Origin of the sequence: Secundilactobacillus oryzae JCM 18671, assembly GCF_000740055.1 — a bacterium.
Lineage (GTDB): Bacteria > Bacillota > Bacilli > Lactobacillales > Lactobacillaceae > Secundilactobacillus > Secundilactobacillus oryzae.
Map to the genome: position 1 here is coordinate 1 of NZ_BBJM01000010.1, position 19,463 is coordinate 19,463.

Below are 19,463 nucleotides of genomic sequence, written 5' to 3' on the forward strand. Positions count from 1 at the left end.
CTTTTTCTGGAATATATTCAGTTGTAAGACTCAAAGTTAATTGATTCATGTTATAATTATTTTGCATTTTTTATTTCCTTTCGGGAAATTTTGAGTATTGGGGGCGACCGATACTCTTTTTTTATTTTTCATTATATCAAAAAGGCACTACCATCAGTTTTTAAAATCTGACGGTAGTGCCTTTTATTTTGGGACTTATGTCACATCCCCTTTTTTATATGTGTGTTTTGTAAATTAATCAGCGAAGTCTGTAACGTGTGCGTAGCCAACTGCGTGCCACCATGGGGCATGAACGGCTTCTTTAACAACGCCACGATTTTGAGCATCAATCATCTTACCGTTACCAACGTAGAGACCTACGTGGCTGATGCTACCTTTTGAGTAACCGAAGAAAACTAAGTCACCCTTTTGGATGTTTTCCCATGAAACATGCTTGTACTTGTTGTATTGAGCTTGAGCAGTACGAGGAATGGTTACCTTAGCTGCCGTTTTGTAAACGTAACTAGTGAAGCCTGAGCAATCAAAGCGGTTAGGACCAACGGCACCCCATGAGTATGGTGAGCCTAATTTTGATTTAGCAACCTGGTGAACGTTGCTGTATGAAGCTGCGTCATCGGTTGTAGTATCAGCGTTAGCTGTCTTAGTTCCAAGACCAAGAATGAATAGTGCGACAAGTGAAACTAAAACCAAACTATGTACAATTACTTTTTTCATCAGCTAAATCTCCTTCGTTGTTTACAATAAAAACTTTACCAAACTAATGTAACAACAACGTTACAATGTAGTGTCATTGCGATTAAGCTTAATTTGAACCTCGTAACATAAAAAAATCCCTGCTAGAGAATCTAGCGGGGATCTTTTTTGAATGAATTTGAATTAACCGTGACGGCGGAAATGTGGCTTTCTAGCCGGGAGTGTCACAGTGAGCTTGCCAAGTGCTGCAACCATAACGGGAAGCGCTAGGTTGAAGATAATGGCGGTGAAGATGAAGATTAAGACAATTTCAGAAAGTGGTTCAAATCGGAGAAAAGCAAGTCCGAAGACTGCCATGAAACTGATGAACAGGGTATGCCGAAGTGTTTGTCCCGAGTTTGACATAGCTGGTAACAACCACTCAAGTAACGAATCCTCATTATAACGGTAGTCGATGGCTAATGGTATCAACTGAAGGGCTGCTAAAGCGGTCAGTGGCACCATTGCTAGTACGATGACTTGCCAGTTAAACTGAGGGTCACCAGAGGTAAATCGCATTGTTAAGTGAGCTAACTGTAAGCCGGCCAGCGAACTTAGAAGGAAAGTAGCTCCCCAGAAGGCTGGTTGTAGCACTGAACGACTGATAATCATCAAACCAAGAAGCATTAAGCCAACCACGATTAGAATCATTCTTGGTAAGTTACGTTCGAATGATGATTGAATCTCAGATTGCACAACTGGTTGACCAGTAATTGCAACGGTTGCCTTTTTCAAAGACGTACCTTGGAGTTGAGTTTGAATTTGATCTTGCAGCTTTTGAGTGATAGCCAGTGTTTCGTGGCTATCTGCTGATTTTTTGAGGTAAACCGTCAGCATCGTTGTCTTACCATTTTGACTGGTATTGTTGATAACGGTACGCTGGAAGGTCGGTGTCATAATTTGTTCTGGCGTCATGAAGTAAATCTTCGCAGCATCTGAAGCTTGAAGCTTACCTAAGTAGTTGTAAATGCCATCGAAACGAGACGTCATTTCTTTCAAACTAGTCTGTGAGGCTTTTAGACTTTTTGCGATGGATTCAACTTTGGATCGATAACTTGATACGGAAGATTGGCTAGAACTTGCTTCAGTGGTGAGCGTTTGCACATTAGAAGCGATAGTGGTTAATTGAGTTGCCAAGGCACTAACCTGGCGATTGTAGGCTGCGGTTCGTCTAGCACTGTTACTTTGCTGTGTTTGGTTTGCGGCACTCGTGATGCTGCTTACTTGTGATTGAACCGAGCCGGTATCACTTGATAGTTCACTTGCAGAGGTTGCAAGCTTGGTTAAGCTATCGTTAATGTCCTTTAGCGTGTTTACATCGAGGTCCGAACGGTTATCCTTGAGGTCACTTTGGAGGGACTTCAATTTGTCATTGGCACCTTTAAGATCCTGATTGAGGTCAAGAAGTTGGTTTGAAACATAGTTTTGAGAAACCGGCATGCCGTCGGGTTGCGTAAGAGAGGTAACGCTTTGGACGCCGGGCATACTCTTGAGCTTCGTTGTTAAATTATCGATTTGGTAAAGAGCGTTTGCACTATCAAGTCGCTTATCAGACTTGATGTAAACACTGACTGGTGTTGCTTTACCTTGTGAGAAGTGGGCGGCAAGTACTTTAGCACCCTTAGCAGCCTGGTTCTCGGTGGTAAGGTTATCCATCACTGAGTAGCTTAAGTTGTTTCGGTAACTGTAGGCGAATGGTCCCACAAGATACAAAACAACAATGACGGCAACGATTGGTTGCCATAGACCAAACTTGGCAAGTCTACCCCAGAAATGACGTTCAGTTGTCTTAAGACGATCCGCCGTTGGCCAGAAGAAGTTTTCTTCGAGCATTCCCATGAAGATTGGGGGGATGGTCAAGATGGCAAGCGTCAACACAATGAACGTGAGCGCCAGACTACTGAACGAACGGATTGTTGAAAATGGTAGGAACCAGAAGGAACCAAAAATTAGGGTAAGTACGACTCCAACCGCAATGATTGGGTAACGAACATAACGCATACTTCTTGACGTCACTGCTGGTGCTTCCATACCTTCGACTAAGTTAATCTTGAAGCGTCGGTAGATAAAGAACAGCTCGAACGTTCCCACGATGATGGTCCCAAGCAAAATAGCGAGTGGAAGATATTCTGAGTAAGGGAAGTTGCCGCGATAAGTCAGGTTATTAGCGAGGCTCAAAGATGTCACATAACTAATGAGTAGCGTAATCAGTGAAATAATTGGCACGGCAACAGACTGGAATAAAATTCCTAATGTAATCATCGCAAAAATAAAGAGAATGATGGCGGCAATTTGGATATAACCAGCAATTCTAGCGTTATTATTATCATTAATGATTTCAGGACTCGTGACATAAGCTTTCAAGCTTGCCGTTTGAACTTGGCTATAGAGTTGCTTGGAAAGCGTCCGTACGGTACCTTGTTCCCGAGTAACCGCCAGTTGCACGATTTGAGTTGACTGATCTTTTGAAATCAGCTGATTTTTAGCTTCGGGAGTGTTGGTGGCAGTCGTAATTTTTTTAATCCCATAGAACTTTTGCTTGCCCTGTAGCTTCGCAACGACTCGAGCAATTTCGATTTGTTGATTAGTAGTCAACTTACCTTTTGGATTATTGAAAACGGCATTGACCGTATAAGTGCCGTTTAAATCACGTCCCCAAACGTTTTTGATTTTCTGAGCTTTGGCAGGTTGGCTAGTGCTTGTTAATTGTGGTTGGCCAAAGTATTGCACAATCGTGCTCGTTTTTGGCATTGAAATAATGGCGATAAAGATCACAACTAACCACACGATAAGCGAAAAAATGCGGTAGTCGTGAAGTTTTTGTATACGTTCTTGCATATGTTGTCCGGTCCCCTCATGCATCTATAATATGTAATAACTCAATTCTACCATAGGTTTAAAGCGGATTCTCGTGAATTTGTAAAATGAAATAATTTAAAATGATACCGTCGTTCTTTCTTGAAATAAAAGAGACGGGCACCTATAATGAGCTTTCAACTGTATAGGAGTGACGACATAAAATGAAAAGAAAACAGCCCAAACCCATGAGCCCTTATGCGGCATTAAATGGTGATGATCGGTTTGCTGCCGCGACTAAAATTGCCGCGACGTATCAGCTTGAAACAGGGCAAGTCCTGTTTGCCTACATGCAAACCATTGCGCAGATTTCTGCTAAGCACGATAACGATACACGCCTAGCTACTCTGCAACCAGAGATTGATGAACAATTTGGCAAAACGCTTCAACTGTTGAGAGGCACTAAATAAAAATGAAGCACCGAATAGGCGCTTCATTAGAGTAAATTGTTTTTATGGAAGTAACGAACTAGAATGCCAATCAAAATAGCAGATACAACAATGGTCAAGATCCAGGCCAGTGGCGAATGCTGCCACGGAATTGGGACGTTTTGACCGTAGAAGCCAAACACAATTGGCGGAATCATCAAAATAATGGAGTACACCGTCAGAAATTTCATCGTGTTGTTCAAGTTGCTATCAAGTAAGTTTGAGTAGGCGTTAGAGACCCGATCGATGATGTCCGATGCCATTTGGGCCATCTCCTGGCCTTGCTTGGCTTCAATTAAAACATTGTCTAGAGCTTGGTGTTCTTCTTGAGATAAAGTCATTGTCCGCTCCATATCATTTAATAATTCATGATTTGAAGTCAGTGAAGTCAAAAGGAACACTAGACTAGTTTCTAAGTTCATGAGTTGAGTGATGGCCTTGTGGCTTTTTTGGTTCATCAGATGAACTTGAATATCGGTTCGAGCCACGTTTACATCGTCCAGAATATCGAAGTACTCTAATGACAACTGGAATAATAAGCGTGTTAGAAGGAAAAAGGGGCGGATTGGTTTTTTCTTCGTCAAGTGATGGTCAATTAATTCCTTGATGGAATGGTTGATAAAGCTAGATTTCGGTCGAGTAAACGAAATGAACGTGTCCGGCGTGATAAGAAAGGCGACGGGTTCGGTGTTATCCATACCGTCAAAATGCTGTGAAACGACCACGTCAAAAATAACTAACGTCGCATTACTGTCCTCATCCGTATCAAATCGTGCCCGTTCGTGGACGTCGGATACATAACGTAGGAAGCGTTTCGGAATTTGATAATTGCTTTGTAATTCGTTTCGATCTGAATCGGTTAAGTTTTCAACTTTAATCCAACTAAAGTCATCATTGATTTTGACTACTTCGACCATGAAAGCACCTCCACCATTTCTTACTTTAATTAAATCGCCAACCCACCTAAAAGTAAAGATTGAGGTCATTTATTTGGAGAAGCAGTAAGATAGAGATAGTCAATCAAACGGAGGTTAAGCCATGTGTACGAGTATTTTGCAAATTGCGAAGGATGGCACCCATTTTTTGTCACGAACGATGGACTGGCATCGAATGGGCAGCATGCCGCTCTTTTCACCACGTCAATATGAATGGAAGAGTGTCTATAACAACCATACTTACTATAATAAGTATGCATTGATTGGTGGCGGCGGTCCTCATGATGATGAAATTGATGTTTCTGATGGCATTAACGAGTGGGGGCTTAGCGTCCAAAAACTGACGTTCACCAACGGCTCCAAACTATCGGTTAAGCGTAATGATGACAAAGTGCAATTGGCGCCATTTGAATTACCTTTCTATTTATTAGGTAACTTTAAATCAGTTGCCGAAATTGAAGCCCACATTGATGAAATTGAACTTATGGGGGACGAAGAAGCTGACCGTAAGTATGGGCACCCTGAATTGCACTTTACCGTGTTGGATAAAACCGGGCGAATTGTGGTCATTGAGCCAACGACTCAACCAATGGCAATTAAGAACAATCCACTAGGGATTCTGACCAACTCCTACAATTTTGAAAAACAAATTAGCCAGTTATCGGATTATATGGAATTTACGCCCGAGTTTAAGAATGGCACAGTGCCACTGAATACACCCAAGGTTACAACGGGTAATTTCTCAGGGAAGAAGGTGCCTACCGGTTCCTTCACACCTGGTTCGCGCTTCATTCGGGCAGCCTACGATAAAGAACGCGCGAATATTCCGGCTAACGAAGAGGAGGCCGTGGTTAGCAGTTGGCATCTATTGAATGGCGTTAGTGTTCCTCGGAGTACGGATCATCGGAGTACCTACTCAATTTATCGAGCGGGAACGAGTAGTGAATCTTTAACGTACTACTTTGAGCCATATGACCGGATGTCGATTGTAAAGTTACAGCTTACTCCCGAAATGCTGACTTGGACGAAGCCAAAGTTTTACTCCGTCGTGGATGATTTGGTTGTGGATGACCTGAACTTGCGCGATACGGTGACAGGTGCTTAAACCGAATTGTAAAGATTTGATAAGTTAACGCGCAATCCTTGCCGGCTCAGATTGTTTCATTATAATTTGTAGCAAATGGGAGAAGTGGGTGAATCCAATCGCAAGAAAACAAAAGAAATCTGGAATTGGCACGTTTTTATTAGTCGCTGTAGTGATGGCGTTAGTTTTTGGTGCTGCATTGAAACTGCGTCCCGCTATTGAAGCCAAATGGCATGCGACCACTTCAACGACAACTAGTTCAACAAGCGGGCAAACTGTGACGGCTGCACAAACGGCTTTTATTAAAAAGATGGCGGCCCCAGCTAAACGGGTCTATCAACTGAATCATCAGGTGTTACCAAGTATCGTGGTGGCACAGGCTATTTTGGAATCTAATTGGGGTAAATCCGAATTGTATCAACAGGCGAATAACCCGTTTGGAATGAAAGGAAGCTACAACGGTAGTTCGAAGGCCTTTCCAACTGCAGAGTATATTGATGGTAAAAAAGTGACTATCAACGACTACTTCAGAAATTATCCTGATTTGAAGTCGGCGATTCTTGATCATGATCAGGTCCTGCGGGCGAAGTTTATTCCGCAGGCTACCACTGATTATCAAACCGCAGCCAACTTCCTGCAGGAGAATAATTACGCGACGGATCCCGATTACGCGCAGAAAATCATTCAAATGATTCAAACCTATAATTTAAATCAGTATGATAACTAGACCAGAGGCATGGAACACGGTAAAATGCTAAGGTTATAAAATTTAATTTGAAGTGGGGAATTTATCGTTGTTACATTTATTAGGTGAGCTATATGGCCCCTTTTTCGATTTACATAACTGGCAAACAGTTATTACTTCCGGAAACGACTGGCTTTTAATTTTTTCGCTAGTCTTAATCGAATGTTTGCTTTCCGTTGATAACGCTGTGGTTTTAGCAGCGCAGACGCAAAGCTTACCAACTAAAAAGCTACAAGAAGAATCACTCTTTTATGGTATTTGGGGGGCATACATCTTCCGCTTCCTAATTATTGGACTCGGAACCTTCCTGATTCACTTATGGGAAATCAAGGTTTTAGGTGCGCTATATCTAATCTTCCTAACGTTCCGTTACTTCACGAAGACTAAGGTCGTTCACACGCGTAAATTAGTCGGTGAGAAGAAACAGAAGAGCCATAGAGCGATGTTTTGGTCTGTCGTGGTTCAGATTGAAATGATGGACATCGTTTTTTCAATTGACTCTGTTTTAGCCTCATTGGCTATTTCACCCAACCCCGTCATTATTTTACTGGGTGGGATGATTGGAATTCTTGCCATGCGTGGGATTGCCGAATTTATCATGAAGTTGATGCAAAAGATTCCCGAACTGGAACCGATGGCTTACCTTTTAATTGCCTTTATCGCGGTTAAATTATTCCTAACGATTCCGGCTATTGATATTGAAATTCCGGCCCCAGCGTTTGGTGGCATCGTAATTGGCGCAATTGTGATTACGTTAATTATTCACGCCATTCGTGCTAAAAAAACAGATCAAAATCCGAAGAAGGAGGAGGACCAGTAATGGCAGTTGAACTGACAAAAGATAATTTTATAGAGCAAACGGCGGACGGCGTTACAGTTGTCGATTTTTGGGCTGATTGGTGCGGACCATGTAAAATCATGGATCCCGTTCTAGATCAATTAGAGTCACAATTTGGTCAAAAGATTAAGTTTGCTAAACTTGATGTCGACGGTAACCAAGACCTAGCAATGAGCTACAAGGTCATGAGTGTTCCTAGTCTGGTTTTCTTCCGAGATGGTAAGGCATTAGAAAAAGTTTCTGGTGTGTATCCTAAAGAAAAACTGGCAGCCTATTTGGAACGTAAACTTGCTGAATAATTAAATCCCCGGAAACGGGGATTTTTTGTTGCATTCAGGGCGAGAAAAGTTTTAGATTAGTTAGTAATAGGATGGTGAATTTGATGAATATTGGATTTATTGGAACCGGTGTCATGGGTGGCGCAATTGCGCAACACTTTTTGGACGCAGGTCACGAACTAACGGTCTATAACCGAACGAAATCAAAAACGGACAGCCTCGTTGCTAACGGTGCAAAGTGGGTTGTGACACCAAAAATGTTAGCTGAGAAGACTGATGTTATCTTTTCAATGGTTGGCTTTCCGAAAGATGTTGAGTCGATTTACTTTAGCGATAATGGTGTTTTTGCTGGATTAAAACCTGGTAGCATCGTGGTTGATATGACAACCAGTACGCCTTCATTGGCGGAACGGATTGATAAAGAAGCACATGTCCAAAATTCATTAGCTCTGGATGCCCCAGTTTCTGGTGGGGATATCGGTGCCCAAAATGGTGAATTAACGGTGATGGTCGGTGGTGATAAGCCAGCCTACGAAAAGATGTTGCCGTTATTTGAAACGATTGGTAAACGAGTGAACTTTTTCGGTGCCGCTGGAACCGGTCAACACGCTAAGATGGCAAATCAGATTATGATTGCCGGGACGATGACTGGTTTAACTGAAATGTTAGTTTACGCAAAAAAAGCCAATTTACCATTGCAGCAAGTGCTTGATACGCTAAGCAGTGGTGGCGCAGACAATTGGAGTATGGATAACTACGTTCCGCGGATTTTACAAGGCGACTACACGCCGGGATTCTTTGCTAAGCACTTCTTAAAGGACTTGCGCATTGCGCTGGACGAAGCCGATAAAATGGGCTTGAAGTTGCCAGCAACAGAGCGAGCTAAGGACCTATATGAGATAATGGTCGACCAAGCAAATCTGGGTGATGATGGAACTCAAGGGCTCATTAAGACCTATCCTGCATGGAATAAGTAGAAAAAATGGACTAGACAGTCAACTGTCTAGTCCATTTTTAATGTCTATTGCTCAATATCCGCAAAGAACGTTAATAATTGTTCTTGTGTCAGAGAGGCTTTTTCGGCACCTGAAACGTCAAATGAGATTTGGCCATCTTGTAAGACAATCAAGCGATTGCCGTACTTGAGGGCGTCTTCCAAATGATGGGTAATCATTAAACAAGTTAATTTTTCTTCTTTAATTCGGTCGTTAGTGGCTTCCATCAATTGTTGAGACGTCTTAGGATCTAGAGCAGCGGTATGCTCATCCAACAAGAGAATATCTGGTCGCTTCAACGTTGCCATCAAGAAGCTTAAGGCTTGGCGTTGTCCGCCAGATAAGCTGCCGGTAGGCGTGTTTAAACGATGCTCCAAACCGTTGCGCATGGTTTCGGTTAGTGTTTTGAATTCTGCCATGTTGGGCTTTAAACCGCGGGGCTTAAGGTGACGCTTTTCACCACGCTTTTTAGCTAACAGTAGATTTTCAGCTACGGTCATTCGGGGTGCAGTACCCAATTTGGGGTCTTGAAAAACCCGGCTTAAGAAGTGCGTTCGCCGTTCTTCGGAAAAGTGGGTAATATCCTTATCGCGAACGGTGATGCTGCCACCGTCAATTTTTAGGTTACCCCCGATTGAATTGAACAGGGTGGACTTACCGGCCCCGTTTGAACCCAGGACGGTGATGAAGTCACCCTCGTTGACCGTTAAATTGAGGTGGTTCAGGATGGTAATCTGTTCTGGTGTGTTTTGGTTGACGTTAACGACCACGTCATCAAGTTTTAGAATTGGCTTAGTCATTTGTCTCAAGCCCCCTCTTCATCATGTGTTTGAAGCTAAATTTCTTTCGGAAAACTGGTAGCATCATGCATAATGCAAGCACGATAGCTGATAATAGGTTTAAATCGTTGGCGTTGAAGCCTAAGTTTAGGACGATAAGTAAAACGAATCGGTACAGAATCGAACCCAGCGTTACGGCAATTAAGCGTTGGTTGAGCGTCAATTCACCGAAGGCCACCTCGCCAATGATGATTGAGGCGAGGGCGATCACGATAATTCCGATTCCCATGTTGACGTCGGCATAGCCGTTGTTTTGAGCAACCAGAGCACCACCAAGGCTAATCATCCCATTAGAAACCATCAAGCCCATAATTTTCATATTGTCGGTTTTGATTCCTAATGAACGGGCCATCACTTCGTTGTCCCCAGTTGCGATGAAGGTTTGGCCTAAATCGGTTTGGAGGAAGTAGATGAGGAGTAGGGTGACCACGACAATCATGATCATGCCTAAGGTAACACTGTCAAAGTACATTGGTAACGATTGGAGAAAATGAGTCTTGAACAGTGTTGGCTTACCGAGTAGTGACAGGTTGGCGCGGCCCATGATTCGCAGGTTGATTGAATATGCAGCGGTCATCACAAGGATTCCGGCCAATAGAATTGGAATCTTACCTTTGGTGTAGAGTAGTCCGGTAATTAAACCGGCCAGCATGCCGACGCCGATTGCAATCAGCGTTGCCACTAATGGTGAGAATCCGTGGGCAATGGCGGCAACGGAAGCGGCAGCCCCAAGTGGGAATGTGCCTTCAACCGTCATGTCAGGAAAGTCGAGAATTCTGAAAGTTAGGAACAAGCCTAACCCCAATACGGCCCAAAGGAGGCCTTGTCCAATTGCAGATACGATTAAATTCATTTGAATACCTCCCCGTTCTTTTCAGCTTCTTTAATGATAGATTGTGGTAATTTAATTCCTAGTTTGCCGGCTTGTTTCAAGTTGACTGTCATGTCACCTTTGCGGAAGAAATGAATTGGAGTAACGGCAGGGTTCATCTTACCCTTTAAAATCTGAGCGGTCATCTTACCCGTTTCAACGCCCAAGTCGTATTGGTTGATACTTAAGGTTGCGAGGCCACCGTCCTTCACCATCGTATCGACGGCTGGGAAAACAGGTACCTTGGCGGCATTAGCGTTTGCGACCAATGTTTGCATGGCGGAAGCAATCGTGTTGTCGGTTGGCACGTAAACGGCATCCACGTTACGAACCATTTGTTGAGATACTTGGTTGACGTCGTTGGTGTTGGCAATTGAGTAAGCCTTCAAGGTGACGTTTTCCTTTTTGGCAATGGTTTTGAACATCTTGTACTGGGCAGTTGCTGAATCATCACTAGATGTGTAAATGATACCGAGTGTCTTCATCTTTGGCATGATTCGTTTAATCAAGTTTAGTTGTGCTTCAAGTGGCGCTTGGTCAGAAACCCCAGTGACATTGCCACCAGGACGGCTATTGCTCTTGACTAGGCCAGCACCCTTAGGATCCGTGATGGCACCTAAAACGATAGGAATTTTATTTGACGCATTGGCAAGTGCTTGAGCGGGTGGGGTGGCAATCCCAATCATGGCATCCGCGTTTTCATTCACGAAGCGGGCACTCATGGTCTTCATGTTGCTTTGGTCGTTTTCCGCATTCTGGAAATCAATCTTCACATTTTTACCGGGCTTGTAACCTTCATCTTCAAGTCCTTTGAGAATCCCCCGGTGAATTGTGTCCAGTGCCGGATGAGACATGAGTTGTAAAATCCCCACCGTTGGCACTTTCTTTTGATTGGCTGCGTCGTTGGCGTCGCGCTGGCCGCGTACAAACGCAAACCCCAAAAAGACTAGAATGATGGCAATTAACGAATAAAGTCTTTTCATAATTAAATCCTCCTCAAAATTTTTAGTCGCTGCTGGAAATAAAAAAAGGCAATCACCCCGCAGGATAATTGCCTTTAAATAACAAAAGCCTGCGGTTAAGTTCAATCCATGCAGGCTTTCTTAGAATTCACAGAAAAGTTAGCCGACACAGACACATCCTAATGATTGTCTTTCCATCAGGTGTGCCTATGAAGTAGAACACCCGATTATCGGCTTTGCCAAGAACTATTCAATTGTAAAAATGAATGTGCTAGCATACTAACTTTCCCCTCTCTGACTAATTGAGAATAATTATAAGAAACTGATTAGGATTCGTCAAGAAGAAAATCGTTAGGCAACAAATTTGAATGAAGCGTTTAGATAGCTAATCACTGCTGAAAACGGTACAATAAGCGCGTGAAAAGGGAATTAACAGAATAGTGGGGGACATCAAAATGAAGCGGATAAATGAACTTCTCGTCATGATGGCAATGCTGACTCTAGGGATATTTAGTTTTGCCGACAAGCAAACGGCTTTAGCCGCAGAACCGACGAGCTTTTCGGTTGCCCCAGTAGAAAATAAAGACGCCATCAGTCAAAGTGGTTACTTTGATTTACGGCTCAAGCCAGATACTGACTCAGCCGTGACAATTAAAATTACGAATCAAGCTAAGACAACTGGGAAGTTCGTCATCAATTTGAACGAAGCGTATACCAGCTCCAATGGTGTGATCGCGTATGACCAGAAGACACCAAAGCTTGGGGCTACGCTTGAGCAATCCTTCGGTGAGCTCGTCGCTGGCACTTCAAAAAAGACCGTGACGATTGCTGCTGGCAAGACACGACAAGTCTCTTTTAAATTACAAATGCCCGATCAAGCTTTTCGAGGTCAAGTGATGGGCGGCTTACAAGTCGTTCGTGAATCTGACCAGGAATCGGGAAGTATTACGGATCGATACTCGGTCGCTGTCCCCGTGGTTATTCGACAGACTAAGAATCAGTTGAAGGGTCAGGTTAACTTAGTTAAAGCCAGTTATCGTTTAGAAAACGGTGTGGGTGTGATTAATTTGAAGACGCAAAATACCGCACCTTGGGTTTTGCCAAGCGTTCAAGTTACCGGCAATGTCATTCGACGGAGTGACAATGAAGTGGTCACCACGTTGAAGAAGCGAGAAATGGCCTTAGCACCAAATAGTCAATTTAGTTTGCCAGTGCAGGTTAAAAAGGCATTGGCTGCAGGTGATTACACGTTGCACTACACAGCTCAGGCATCGGCGACAAATCAAGTGTGGCATTTTAACAAAGATTTCACTGTTAAGGCTAATCAAGTCACTCAAAATAGCCAAACACCGGGTACCTGGTGGCGTGAAAATTGGCTTTGGCTCACAGGTTTAGTGATTGTAGCAATTGCTGCCGGGTTGAAGCTGGCGAACATGAAAAAACGAAGAGAAAAATAGGGAGTCAACCATTAGAACTTTTAGGGAAAACAAGGTATCATACATTAGATGAAAAGGGTTTCAATCAAGCGTTGTCACCAATGTAGGGAGTTGACTGCAATGCTAAAGCATAAGTTGAGAATTAATTTTATAAAAATGGGGTTGGCAATCGTCATGATGGCGGTTGGATTATTCAGTGTGGGCGTTGCGGTACATGCAGCAGGGTCTAATAACAACGACTACACCGCTAGCACCGGTGTAAATAGGGATTCCGGAATTTCGAGTACTGGTACAGCACTTTCAACGTCTTCCCCGGTTACTATCGTCTTTCCGAGTAGTGGTTCTTTTGCGCTAAATTACGTTGATAAAACCGGTTATGTCTCTCCAGATGGGTCAACTAATCCTAGCGGGGTTAGCAACCTAACGGATAGTAGCGGTAACATTACTTTGAATAATAATCAGTTAATGAAGAATGGCAATTCTGCTTATTCTGGCGGTTATTTGCAAGCGCATGGAAATCTGTCTCTCCGAGTAACTTTGGATAGTAGCGTTTCGGGGACTAATTTTGTTAACAACATGTCCTCCGGAAACTACGGGGTCATGGTAAAAATTGAATTGCCAAAGGATATGGATGCGAGTGCCATGGCGAAGGCCATTGTATGGGATAAAGCCTACATGATGCTACAAATGAGCGTGCCACTTGCGGGTTCACCACAGTTCCCAATGCAATTCGACCACCATGTTTATTTGGATCCTGACCATAGTAACGTTTTCTTCTTGAAGGTAAAGGGCATTCCGTTAATTCATTCGGAAACTAACGGAATTTTTCAAACTAAGTCCAGTACAATTAAATTAGCCAGATTTGCTCAGGATAGCATTGATTACCAGAATAACGTGGCTAGTGATGGTTCCGTGATTACACCGAGTGAACTAGGGACTAGTGCCAATGGTAAAACCGAGTATGGATCGGTTCTTGATGTGTGGGAATTTCTACCACCAGGATTCGTTGGCTCCGTTGGTCTCAATGGTTCGGTCGGTTACAGCTTGGCTATGATTAATCGAGCGAGTGGGCTTAGTTGACTTGTCGGCTCTGGTTTTGATGGCAAGGCCAACATTAACTTCTATATTAATATGGCTAAGTATGATGGAAACGTGTCTGACAAGTCACCAGGCAAACAGTTGACGAAGGGTAAATTAGCGCCATCCCCACGTGCAGATGGCAAACTAGAAATGAAGATGTCGATGTACGGTAGTAGCCAATTGGTTGATCCTTACAACGTCAACCAAGGTGTTTCTAACTACACGTATGCGGCTGGGACGTCACCAATTGATAATGCTCGGGTGAAATCTGACCAGGTTAATTCGGGAACTAATATCCCAGTCACGTCTAACGTAAAATCTTGGAACGCCTATGCCTCACCGTTTGATAGTCGGTCAATAAATAGTTTGAACACTGAGACCTCTGCATGGGAAACCGCAGCAGGTAGCTCGAAACGGTTACCAAACGTTTCTGCTACTGATACGCTAACGGACCGGCTCGCCAAATTAGATATCAAGTTAGATGGTCTAATGGTCAATACGGGCAAGGGTAGCGATGACGCTGGTACTGACTATTCTGGCTCAACCACGGGAACCGTGGGGGCAGTCGGAGCCAACCGATTTGCTAGAGTTGTGAACTACTTTGATACAAGTGCTTTAGATACGAATAATGAAGGTGCATTGCTGCAGGACAAGAAGGTTGTCGCTGCAAGTCGGCTAAGTCTATCGCCTCTGTACCGGATTGCGGCAACGGCGGGCGCTATTAACTTGAGCAGCGATCGGACCAACACGTTACCTAATCTAACGACAACCAATAATCAGTACGTCTACTATAGTAGGAACACGACGTTGCCAACTAACGGGAGCGTACCGATTCTACCGGCGCCACTGTTTTATACCCAGGGGACGATTCCATCACCAAGTGTCTCGATGACCGATAATTCGTTGACGGTTTATACGAGCCAACTGGCAGGTGGCAAAACCGTTTCAGCTAGCGGTAAGTGGGCGGATGATTATGCTAATGCGGATAGCATTTCCGCCAAGGATAGTGTGACTGGAAACACGGCTACCGTAGCGAGTGGCTTATCAGCAAGTTCAGGCAAAGACTTTTCCGTTAAGTTAAGTAGCGGCGCCGTTTCAGGTGCGCTTAATTTGGGAACGGGTTCAACGCTGGTTGGGACTCATACGATCACTAATACCATTACGCAGCCGTCGGTTAAGCTGGCGAATGGTCAAACGATTAATACTGGTAAAACGGGAACCGGGGTGTTTACGGTTAATGTTATTGATGATTCTAATTTGGCCGACGTTAGCATCACCAAATCGGCGGTGAGCGGTGGTAGCTTAATGACCACGTTGCCCGTTAAGAATGCAACCTCAACAGTAGCCGGTGAAACGGTGACGTTGAGGTCCGACATCACGAATCGGGGTACACAACTTGATTCTCCAGTCATTCAAAGTAATTTGAGTAGTGCGCTCACGTATAAGGGGAGTCTGAGCGTTATGGTTAACGGTTCGCCAGTGACGGCAACTGCTTCAGTTGCTAATAACGTTTTAAGTATTAAATTGCCAAGTGCGTTGAAGGCTCAGGACCACGTTATCGTTCAGTATCAAGTTCAGGTGACAAATCTGCTGGCAACGACCGGGGTAACGCTGACCGACCAGTTGATGAACGGGCCCACTTTGAGTGGTCGGTCAAATAGTGTCACATTGTTACCAATTATGAGTGGGGCGTTATCGCTTGTTCAAGTACCAGGTCCGCTTAACTTTGATAGTCATGAAGTACCTACAGCTGGGGATGTGTTTGATAATGAAGCGACGACCAATACGTTAGCCGTGAGTGATGGTCAAACTACCAGCAATGGCTGGAAGGTCAGTGCTTCAATGACACCGTTTGCCGGTAATGGCACACAATTCTCGTCCGCTGCCTTGTCCTACGAATCGAGTGCCTCACTGGTTTGGGCAACAAACACCAATACCTTGCTCGCTCAGCAAACCGGTTCGAACACTGGGTATTGGCACAAGGATTATCCGAATATTAAACTCCAATTTAGCGCTGGGACGTATGAAATAAGTGATTATAAATCAACCATTACCTACACGCTGGCGACGAATATGAATCCAAATTAAAGTGAATTTTGAACCAGTCAAAAAGGAGCCCCTGAGAGGGCTCCTTTTTGATTTAGATAATACTCAAGAAGTTATTTAAAACGTGAAGGCCAATTGGATAACGCAAGTCCTTAAAGTACAGGTAGGCGCCTGCCAGAATCCAGCCTAAACTGGAGTATAGTAGGGTGGAAACACTAAAATCGAGCGTGTGCAGAAAGCCAAAAATGAGGCCACTTACTAGAATTCCGAGAATGGCCGTCCGCTTAGTTTTGCGATTGAAAAAGTAATTAAAGAAAAAGCCGCGAAAGATAAATTCTTCGAAGATGGGTGCTGCGAAGACATCATAGAAGTTGTTCCACAAAGGTAACTTGTTGACAGCTTGCTCGATCATCGTTTGGTTTTGGGGTGAAGGTAATATGTGGTGAATAATGAGTTGTTCCCACAAGAGTTGTACGCCCAGCATGGCCGCAAAGTAGGCAATGAACAGAGCAACGCGTTTGAAAGTTAGGGTGGTGAATCCGAATTGACGGGGATTCTCGCCACGTAACTGTCGGCGATACAATAGCATGAAACCAACCAGAAGCAAACTACCTGCGATGGTGGTGTAGAGTAAGAACTCGCTTGAAACCAGTGGGGCTTTGGCCGCAGTATTGGTCGCATTGATGAGTAGCAAGGAAACGAGTTGATAGGCGATAAAGAATAGAATCAACAAGCCGATTCGACCGATGGTTCTTCCAATAATTCTTGTCATAAGCCTTCCCCCTTTCTCCTCTGAAACAATATTTCTCAAATTATAGCACGCCATTGCAATTCACGTTATTTGACCGACTAATTTTAGCGTGTTACTCTAGTGTTTACGTGATTTAACGAACGATACTGAACAGGATTTGAGAGGAGAAACGGATTTGGCTTTATTAGAGGTCAGCGACTTAAGCATGAGTTTTGCTGATAAAAAATTATATGATGGTGCGAGCTTCCAATTAAATAAGGGTGAGCACATGGGAATTGTAGGCCAAAATGGGGTCGGAAAATCCACTCTGATCAAAATTTTGACCGGAACGGAATTACCACTCGATGGTGCTATTAAATGGCAAAATCGGGTACGAGTTGGTTATCTGGATCAATATGCTGATATTCCTGCAGGGATGACATTGGTAGACTTCTTGCATACAGCTTTTGCGGATTTGTATGAGAAGAACGAACGGATGACGGAACTCTACACCGAGTACGCCGAAAAAATGGAAGATAAACTACTTGAACGAGCAGGGCGGATTCAAGAAGAGCTTGAAGCGCGCAACTTTTACGATATTGAAACCGAAATTGAACGAATTATTTCTGGCTTGGGCCTCGACAATATTGGTCGTGACCATGAAGTTGCCAAGATGTCTGGTGGTCAGCGGTCAAAGATTATTTTGGCTAAGCTATTGTTGGAAAATCCTGATGTAATCTTGCTGGATGAGCCCACCAACTATCTGGATGTGGGACACATCCAATGGTTGGAAGATTATCTGAACAACTTTGAAGGCGCCGCAATGATCATTTCTCATGATTATGAATTTTTGCAAGAAGTGACTAACTGTATTGCAAACATCGCCTTCGGTAAGATTACGAAGTATCGAGGTACTTTCGAAAGCGCCATGAGACAGCGGGCCGAAAAGGAAGAAGTGCAGCGTCGTGAATTCGAAAAGCAACAAATTCAAATTGAAAAAGCTGAAAAGTTCATCAGCAAGTTCAAGGCGGGCTCACGTTCAACCTTAGCGAAGTCTCGCGAAAAGATGCTGAACAAAATGGAACGGGTTGATCCACCTTCGACTAATATTCAGGCGACCTTTAACTTCCCATATGCGGATACAGGCTCGCAAAATGCGTTAGTGGTGGATGAATTGACAGTAGGTTACGACAAACCACTATTAAAACCGGTGACCTTTTCAGTTAATACCAACCAAAAAGTTGGATTTGAAGGTTTCAACGGGGTCGGGAAGTCGACCTTGATCAAGACCATTTTGGGTCAAATTAAAGCCAAGGGTGGTAACGTTGAGTTTTCGCCTTCTGCTCGGGTGAGTTATTTTAGCCAGGATTTAGTTTGGGAAAATGACCAGTTAACCCCACTTCAGATTATTCAAGCGAAGTACGAAAAAATGCCTCAAAAGGCGATTCGTACGAAGTTAGCAAAGTGTGGCTTGGATTCTGCCAACGCAATGAAACCTATTAAGCAACTTTCTGGTGGCGAGCAAGTTAAGGTTAAGCTAGCCATGATGGAATTTGAACCAAGTAATTTCTTGATTTTGGATGAGCCAACCAATCACTTGGACGATGAAACTAAAAATGCCTTGAAGGACGCCATTAAAGCCTTCCCAGGTAATGCGATTGTGGTTAGTCATGAAACGAGTTTCTACAATGGCCTAGCTGATAAGGTTTTGAACGTTGAAAAATTGAGTTTAAAGAATCAGCAGGCTTAAAAGTTAGATTAAGTTGTTGTTAAAAAGCTGAAATTTTAACCGAATTATGGTTTAGTAGGGTAGTAGAATAAGTGTATAAAGGGTGGCAGTAATGAAGCGACTTTATAGAATCGTGATGACGGTTATTGCGCTAGCTTTGGCAGCGTTTCTCATCAATCATTTTGTTGTGCAACCGCACCAATCCGCTGCTTTGCAGCAACGAGAAGCTAAGGTTAGCAAAACTGATGATAAAGAAAAAAGCTTAGTCAAGCCGAAAACTGTGAATTGGCGGAAGCCTTCACAGAAGAAGGCTTATCCGAATTTAGATCAACTCGATAATCTGTGGTTCAAGGTTTCCGTGAAGGACCAACGAGTGTATGTCATGAGTGGTGCACAGGTGAAGTACACCATGTACTGTTCGACCGGTAAGGGAAACTCGACACCGATTGGGACGTTCCACGTCGAAGCGGAACGTGGTACTTCATTCTTCAATCAAGAATCTGGTGAAGGAGCCAACTACTGGGTTTCTTGGAAGGATCATGGGATTTACCTGTTCCATTCTGTTCCTGTGGATAAGGATGGTCACTACATCAAGTCTGAAGCGGATCGTCTAGGCAAGGAAGCCAACTCGCATGGGTGTGTCCGACTGACGATTGCAGATGCAAAGTGGGTTTACGAAAACGCACCATATGGTATGAAAGTGGTTATAACTAAGTCTTAAAACACAATATATGGACATTCCAAAGGAAACCTAATGGAATGTTAAGTTAAAAGAGCGGGAAACGCTGAGTTTCCGCTCTTTTATTTTGCCTATTTTCATAATAGTTCTTGTTTTAGTAAAATAAAACGATTTACTGAGAAAAACATAGCGAAAATTGA

General features: G+C 43.6%; 18 protein-coding genes. 11 read left to right on the plus strand and 7 right to left on the minus strand.

Annotation, left to right across the window (positions count from 1 at the left end; translation table 11 throughout):
• Positions 1 to 234 precede the first annotated feature (234 nt).
• The gene (locus LOSG293_RS03680) at positions 235 to 714 is read right to left on the minus strand and encodes a C40 family peptidase (protein WP_034527161.1); all 480 of its coding nucleotides are present in this window, start codon (positions 712 to 714) and stop codon (positions 235 to 237) included.
• Positions 715 to 876: 162 nt separating this feature from the next.
• Entirely contained in the window at positions 877 to 3,570 is a 2,694-nt protein-coding gene (locus tag LOSG293_RS03685; RefSeq protein WP_051907197.1) for an MMPL family transporter, read from the minus strand.
• A gap of 182 nt (positions 3,571 to 3,752) precedes the next feature.
• Here LOSG293_RS03685 and LOSG293_RS03690 point away from each other — a divergent pair, with 182 nt between their 5' ends.
• Entirely contained in the window at positions 3,753 to 3,998 is a 246-nt protein-coding gene (locus tag LOSG293_RS03690) for a hypothetical protein (RefSeq protein WP_034527163.1), read from the plus strand.
• Between the two features lie 26 nt (positions 3,999 to 4,024).
• On the opposite strand, the gene LOSG293_RS03695 is transcribed toward LOSG293_RS03690, so the two are convergent.
• Positions 4,025 to 4,933, minus strand: coding sequence for a magnesium transporter CorA family protein (locus tag LOSG293_RS03695; protein WP_034527165.1), 909 nt, complete (start codon positions 4,931 to 4,933; stop codon positions 4,025 to 4,027).
• 121 nt (positions 4,934 to 5,054) lie between these two features.
• Here LOSG293_RS03695 and LOSG293_RS03700 point away from each other — a divergent pair, with 121 nt between their 5' ends.
• The 5 genes from LOSG293_RS03700 (at position 5,055) to LOSG293_RS03720 (ending at position 8,873) form a co-directional block, all read left to right on the plus strand.
• Complete coding sequence (locus tag LOSG293_RS03700; RefSeq protein ID WP_034527167.1) at positions 5,055 to 6,056, plus strand: choloylglycine hydrolase family protein; 1,002 nt, start codon at positions 5,055 to 5,057, stop codon at positions 6,054 to 6,056.
• An 88-nt stretch (positions 6,057 to 6,144) separates the two neighbouring features.
• Positions 6,145 to 6,762 carry a glycoside hydrolase family 73 protein gene (locus LOSG293_RS03705; RefSeq protein ID WP_051907198.1) on the plus strand — a complete coding sequence of 206 codons (618 nt, stop codon included), beginning with the start codon at positions 6,145 to 6,147 and terminating at the stop codon, positions 6,760 to 6,762.
• Positions 6,763 to 6,829: 67 nt separating this feature from the next.
• Positions 6,830 to 7,600, plus strand: a complete 771-nt coding sequence (locus LOSG293_RS03710; protein ID WP_034527170.1) for a TerC family protein — start codon at positions 6,830 to 6,832, stop codon at positions 7,598 to 7,600.
• The gene (gene trxA / locus LOSG293_RS03715) at positions 7,600 to 7,917 is read left to right on the plus strand and encodes a thioredoxin (protein WP_034527172.1); all 318 of its coding nucleotides are present in this window, start codon (positions 7,600 to 7,602) and stop codon (positions 7,915 to 7,917) included. Before LOSG293_RS03710 ends, trxA begins: the two co-directional genes overlap by 1 nt.
• A gap of 83 nt (positions 7,918 to 8,000) precedes the next feature.
• Positions 8,001 to 8,873, plus strand: coding sequence for an NAD(P)-dependent oxidoreductase (locus tag LOSG293_RS03720; RefSeq protein WP_034527174.1), 873 nt, complete (start codon positions 8,001 to 8,003; stop codon positions 8,871 to 8,873).
• Positions 8,874 to 8,917: 44 nt separating this feature from the next.
• Here LOSG293_RS03720 and LOSG293_RS03725 read toward each other — a convergent pair whose 3' ends face one another.
• The 3 genes from LOSG293_RS03725 to trpX are packed head-to-tail and all read right to left on the minus strand — an operon-like array spanning position 8,918 to position 11,584.
• Entirely contained in the window at positions 8,918 to 9,691 is a 774-nt protein-coding gene (locus LOSG293_RS03725; RefSeq protein WP_034527176.1) for an ABC transporter ATP-binding protein, read from the minus strand.
• A complete protein-coding gene (locus tag LOSG293_RS03730) occupies positions 9,684 to 10,583 on the minus strand; it encodes an ABC transporter permease (protein ID WP_034527178.1) in 900 nt (299 codons plus the stop codon). The genes LOSG293_RS03725 and LOSG293_RS03730 overlap by 8 nt, the downstream gene beginning before the upstream one ends.
• Positions 10,580 to 11,584, minus strand: coding sequence for a tryptophan ABC transporter substrate-binding protein (trpX, locus tag LOSG293_RS03735; RefSeq protein WP_034527180.1), 1,005 nt, complete (start codon positions 11,582 to 11,584; stop codon positions 10,580 to 10,582). Before trpX ends, LOSG293_RS03730 begins: the two co-directional genes overlap by 4 nt.
• A 434-nt stretch (positions 11,585 to 12,018) precedes the next feature.
• Between trpX and LOSG293_RS03740 the strand changes: the two genes are divergently transcribed.
• The 3 genes from LOSG293_RS03740 to LOSG293_RS09925 all read left to right on the plus strand — a co-directional run bounded on the left by LOSG293_RS03740 (position 12,019) and on the right by LOSG293_RS09925 (position 16,167).
• Complete coding sequence (locus tag LOSG293_RS03740; RefSeq protein ID WP_034527182.1) at positions 12,019 to 13,020, plus strand: WxLIP family cell surface protein; 1,002 nt, start codon at positions 12,019 to 12,021, stop codon at positions 13,018 to 13,020.
• Positions 13,021 to 13,119: 99 nt separating this feature from the next.
• The gene (locus tag LOSG293_RS03745) at positions 13,120 to 14,079 is read left to right on the plus strand and encodes a hypothetical protein (protein WP_034527185.1); all 960 of its coding nucleotides are present in this window, start codon (positions 13,120 to 13,122) and stop codon (positions 14,077 to 14,079) included.
• A gap of 51 nt (positions 14,080 to 14,130) precedes the next feature.
• Positions 14,131 to 16,167, plus strand: coding sequence for a WxL domain-containing protein (locus LOSG293_RS09925; RefSeq protein WP_034527188.1), 2,037 nt, complete (start codon positions 14,131 to 14,133; stop codon positions 16,165 to 16,167).
• Positions 16,168 to 16,219: 52 nt separating this feature from the next.
• Here the strand turns inward: LOSG293_RS09925 and LOSG293_RS03755 are convergent, their stop codons facing one another.
• Positions 16,220 to 16,897, minus strand: coding sequence for a CPBP family intramembrane glutamic endopeptidase (locus tag LOSG293_RS03755; RefSeq protein ID WP_034527191.1), 678 nt, complete (start codon positions 16,895 to 16,897; stop codon positions 16,220 to 16,222).
• Between the two features lie 154 nt (positions 16,898 to 17,051).
• On the opposite strand from LOSG293_RS03755, the gene LOSG293_RS03760 reads away from it, so the two are divergent.
• Positions 17,052 to 18,605, plus strand: a complete 1,554-nt coding sequence (locus LOSG293_RS03760) for an ABC-F family ATP-binding cassette domain-containing protein (RefSeq protein WP_034527194.1) — start codon at positions 17,052 to 17,054, stop codon at positions 18,603 to 18,605.
• A 91-nt stretch (positions 18,606 to 18,696) separates the two neighbouring features.
• A complete protein-coding gene (locus tag LOSG293_RS03765) occupies positions 18,697 to 19,305 on the plus strand; it encodes a L,D-transpeptidase (protein WP_034527196.1) in 609 nt (202 codons plus the stop codon).
• Positions 19,306 to 19,463 lie beyond the last annotated feature (158 nt).

Coding starts and splice junctions, on each gene's coding strand:
- LOSG293_RS03725 (WP_034527176.1), bottom strand. CDS start 9,691: ATGACTAAGCCAATTCTAAAACTTGATGACGTGGTCGTTAACGTCAAC.
- LOSG293_RS03720 (WP_034527174.1), top strand. CDS start 8,001: ATGAATATTGGATTTATTGGAACCGGTGTCATGGGTGGCGCAATTGCG.
- trxA (WP_034527172.1), top strand. CDS start 7,600: ATGGCAGTTGAACTGACAAAAGATAATTTTATAGAGCAAACGGCGGAC.
- LOSG293_RS03755 (WP_034527191.1), bottom strand. CDS start 16,897: ATGACAAGAATTATTGGAAGAACCATCGGTCGAATCGGCTTGTTGATT.
- LOSG293_RS03730 (WP_034527178.1), bottom strand. CDS start 10,583: ATGAATTTAATCGTATCTGCAATTGGACAAGGCCTCCTTTGGGCCGTA.
- LOSG293_RS03685 (WP_051907197.1), bottom strand. CDS start 3,570: ATGCAAGAACGTATACAAAAACTTCACGACTACCGCATTTTTTCGCTT.
- LOSG293_RS03700 (WP_034527167.1), top strand. CDS start 5,055: ATGTGTACGAGTATTTTGCAAATTGCGAAGGATGGCACCCATTTTTTG.
- LOSG293_RS03680 (WP_034527161.1), bottom strand. CDS start 714: ATGAAAAAAGTAATTGTACATAGTTTGGTTTTAGTTTCACTTGTCGCA.
- LOSG293_RS03765 (WP_034527196.1), top strand. CDS start 18,697: ATGAAGCGACTTTATAGAATCGTGATGACGGTTATTGCGCTAGCTTTG.
- LOSG293_RS03745 (WP_034527185.1), top strand. CDS start 13,120: ATGCTAAAGCATAAGTTGAGAATTAATTTTATAAAAATGGGGTTGGCA.
- LOSG293_RS03690 (WP_034527163.1), top strand. CDS start 3,753: ATGAAAAGAAAACAGCCCAAACCCATGAGCCCTTATGCGGCATTAAAT.
- trpX (WP_034527180.1), bottom strand. CDS start 11,584: ATGAAAAGACTTTATTCGTTAATTGCCATCATTCTAGTCTTTTTGGGG.
- LOSG293_RS09925 (WP_034527188.1), top strand. CDS start 14,131: ATGGCTAAGTATGATGGAAACGTGTCTGACAAGTCACCAGGCAAACAG.
- LOSG293_RS03695 (WP_034527165.1), bottom strand. CDS start 4,933: ATGGTCGAAGTAGTCAAAATCAATGATGACTTTAGTTGGATTAAAGTT.
- LOSG293_RS03740 (WP_034527182.1), top strand. CDS start 12,019: ATGAAGCGGATAAATGAACTTCTCGTCATGATGGCAATGCTGACTCTA.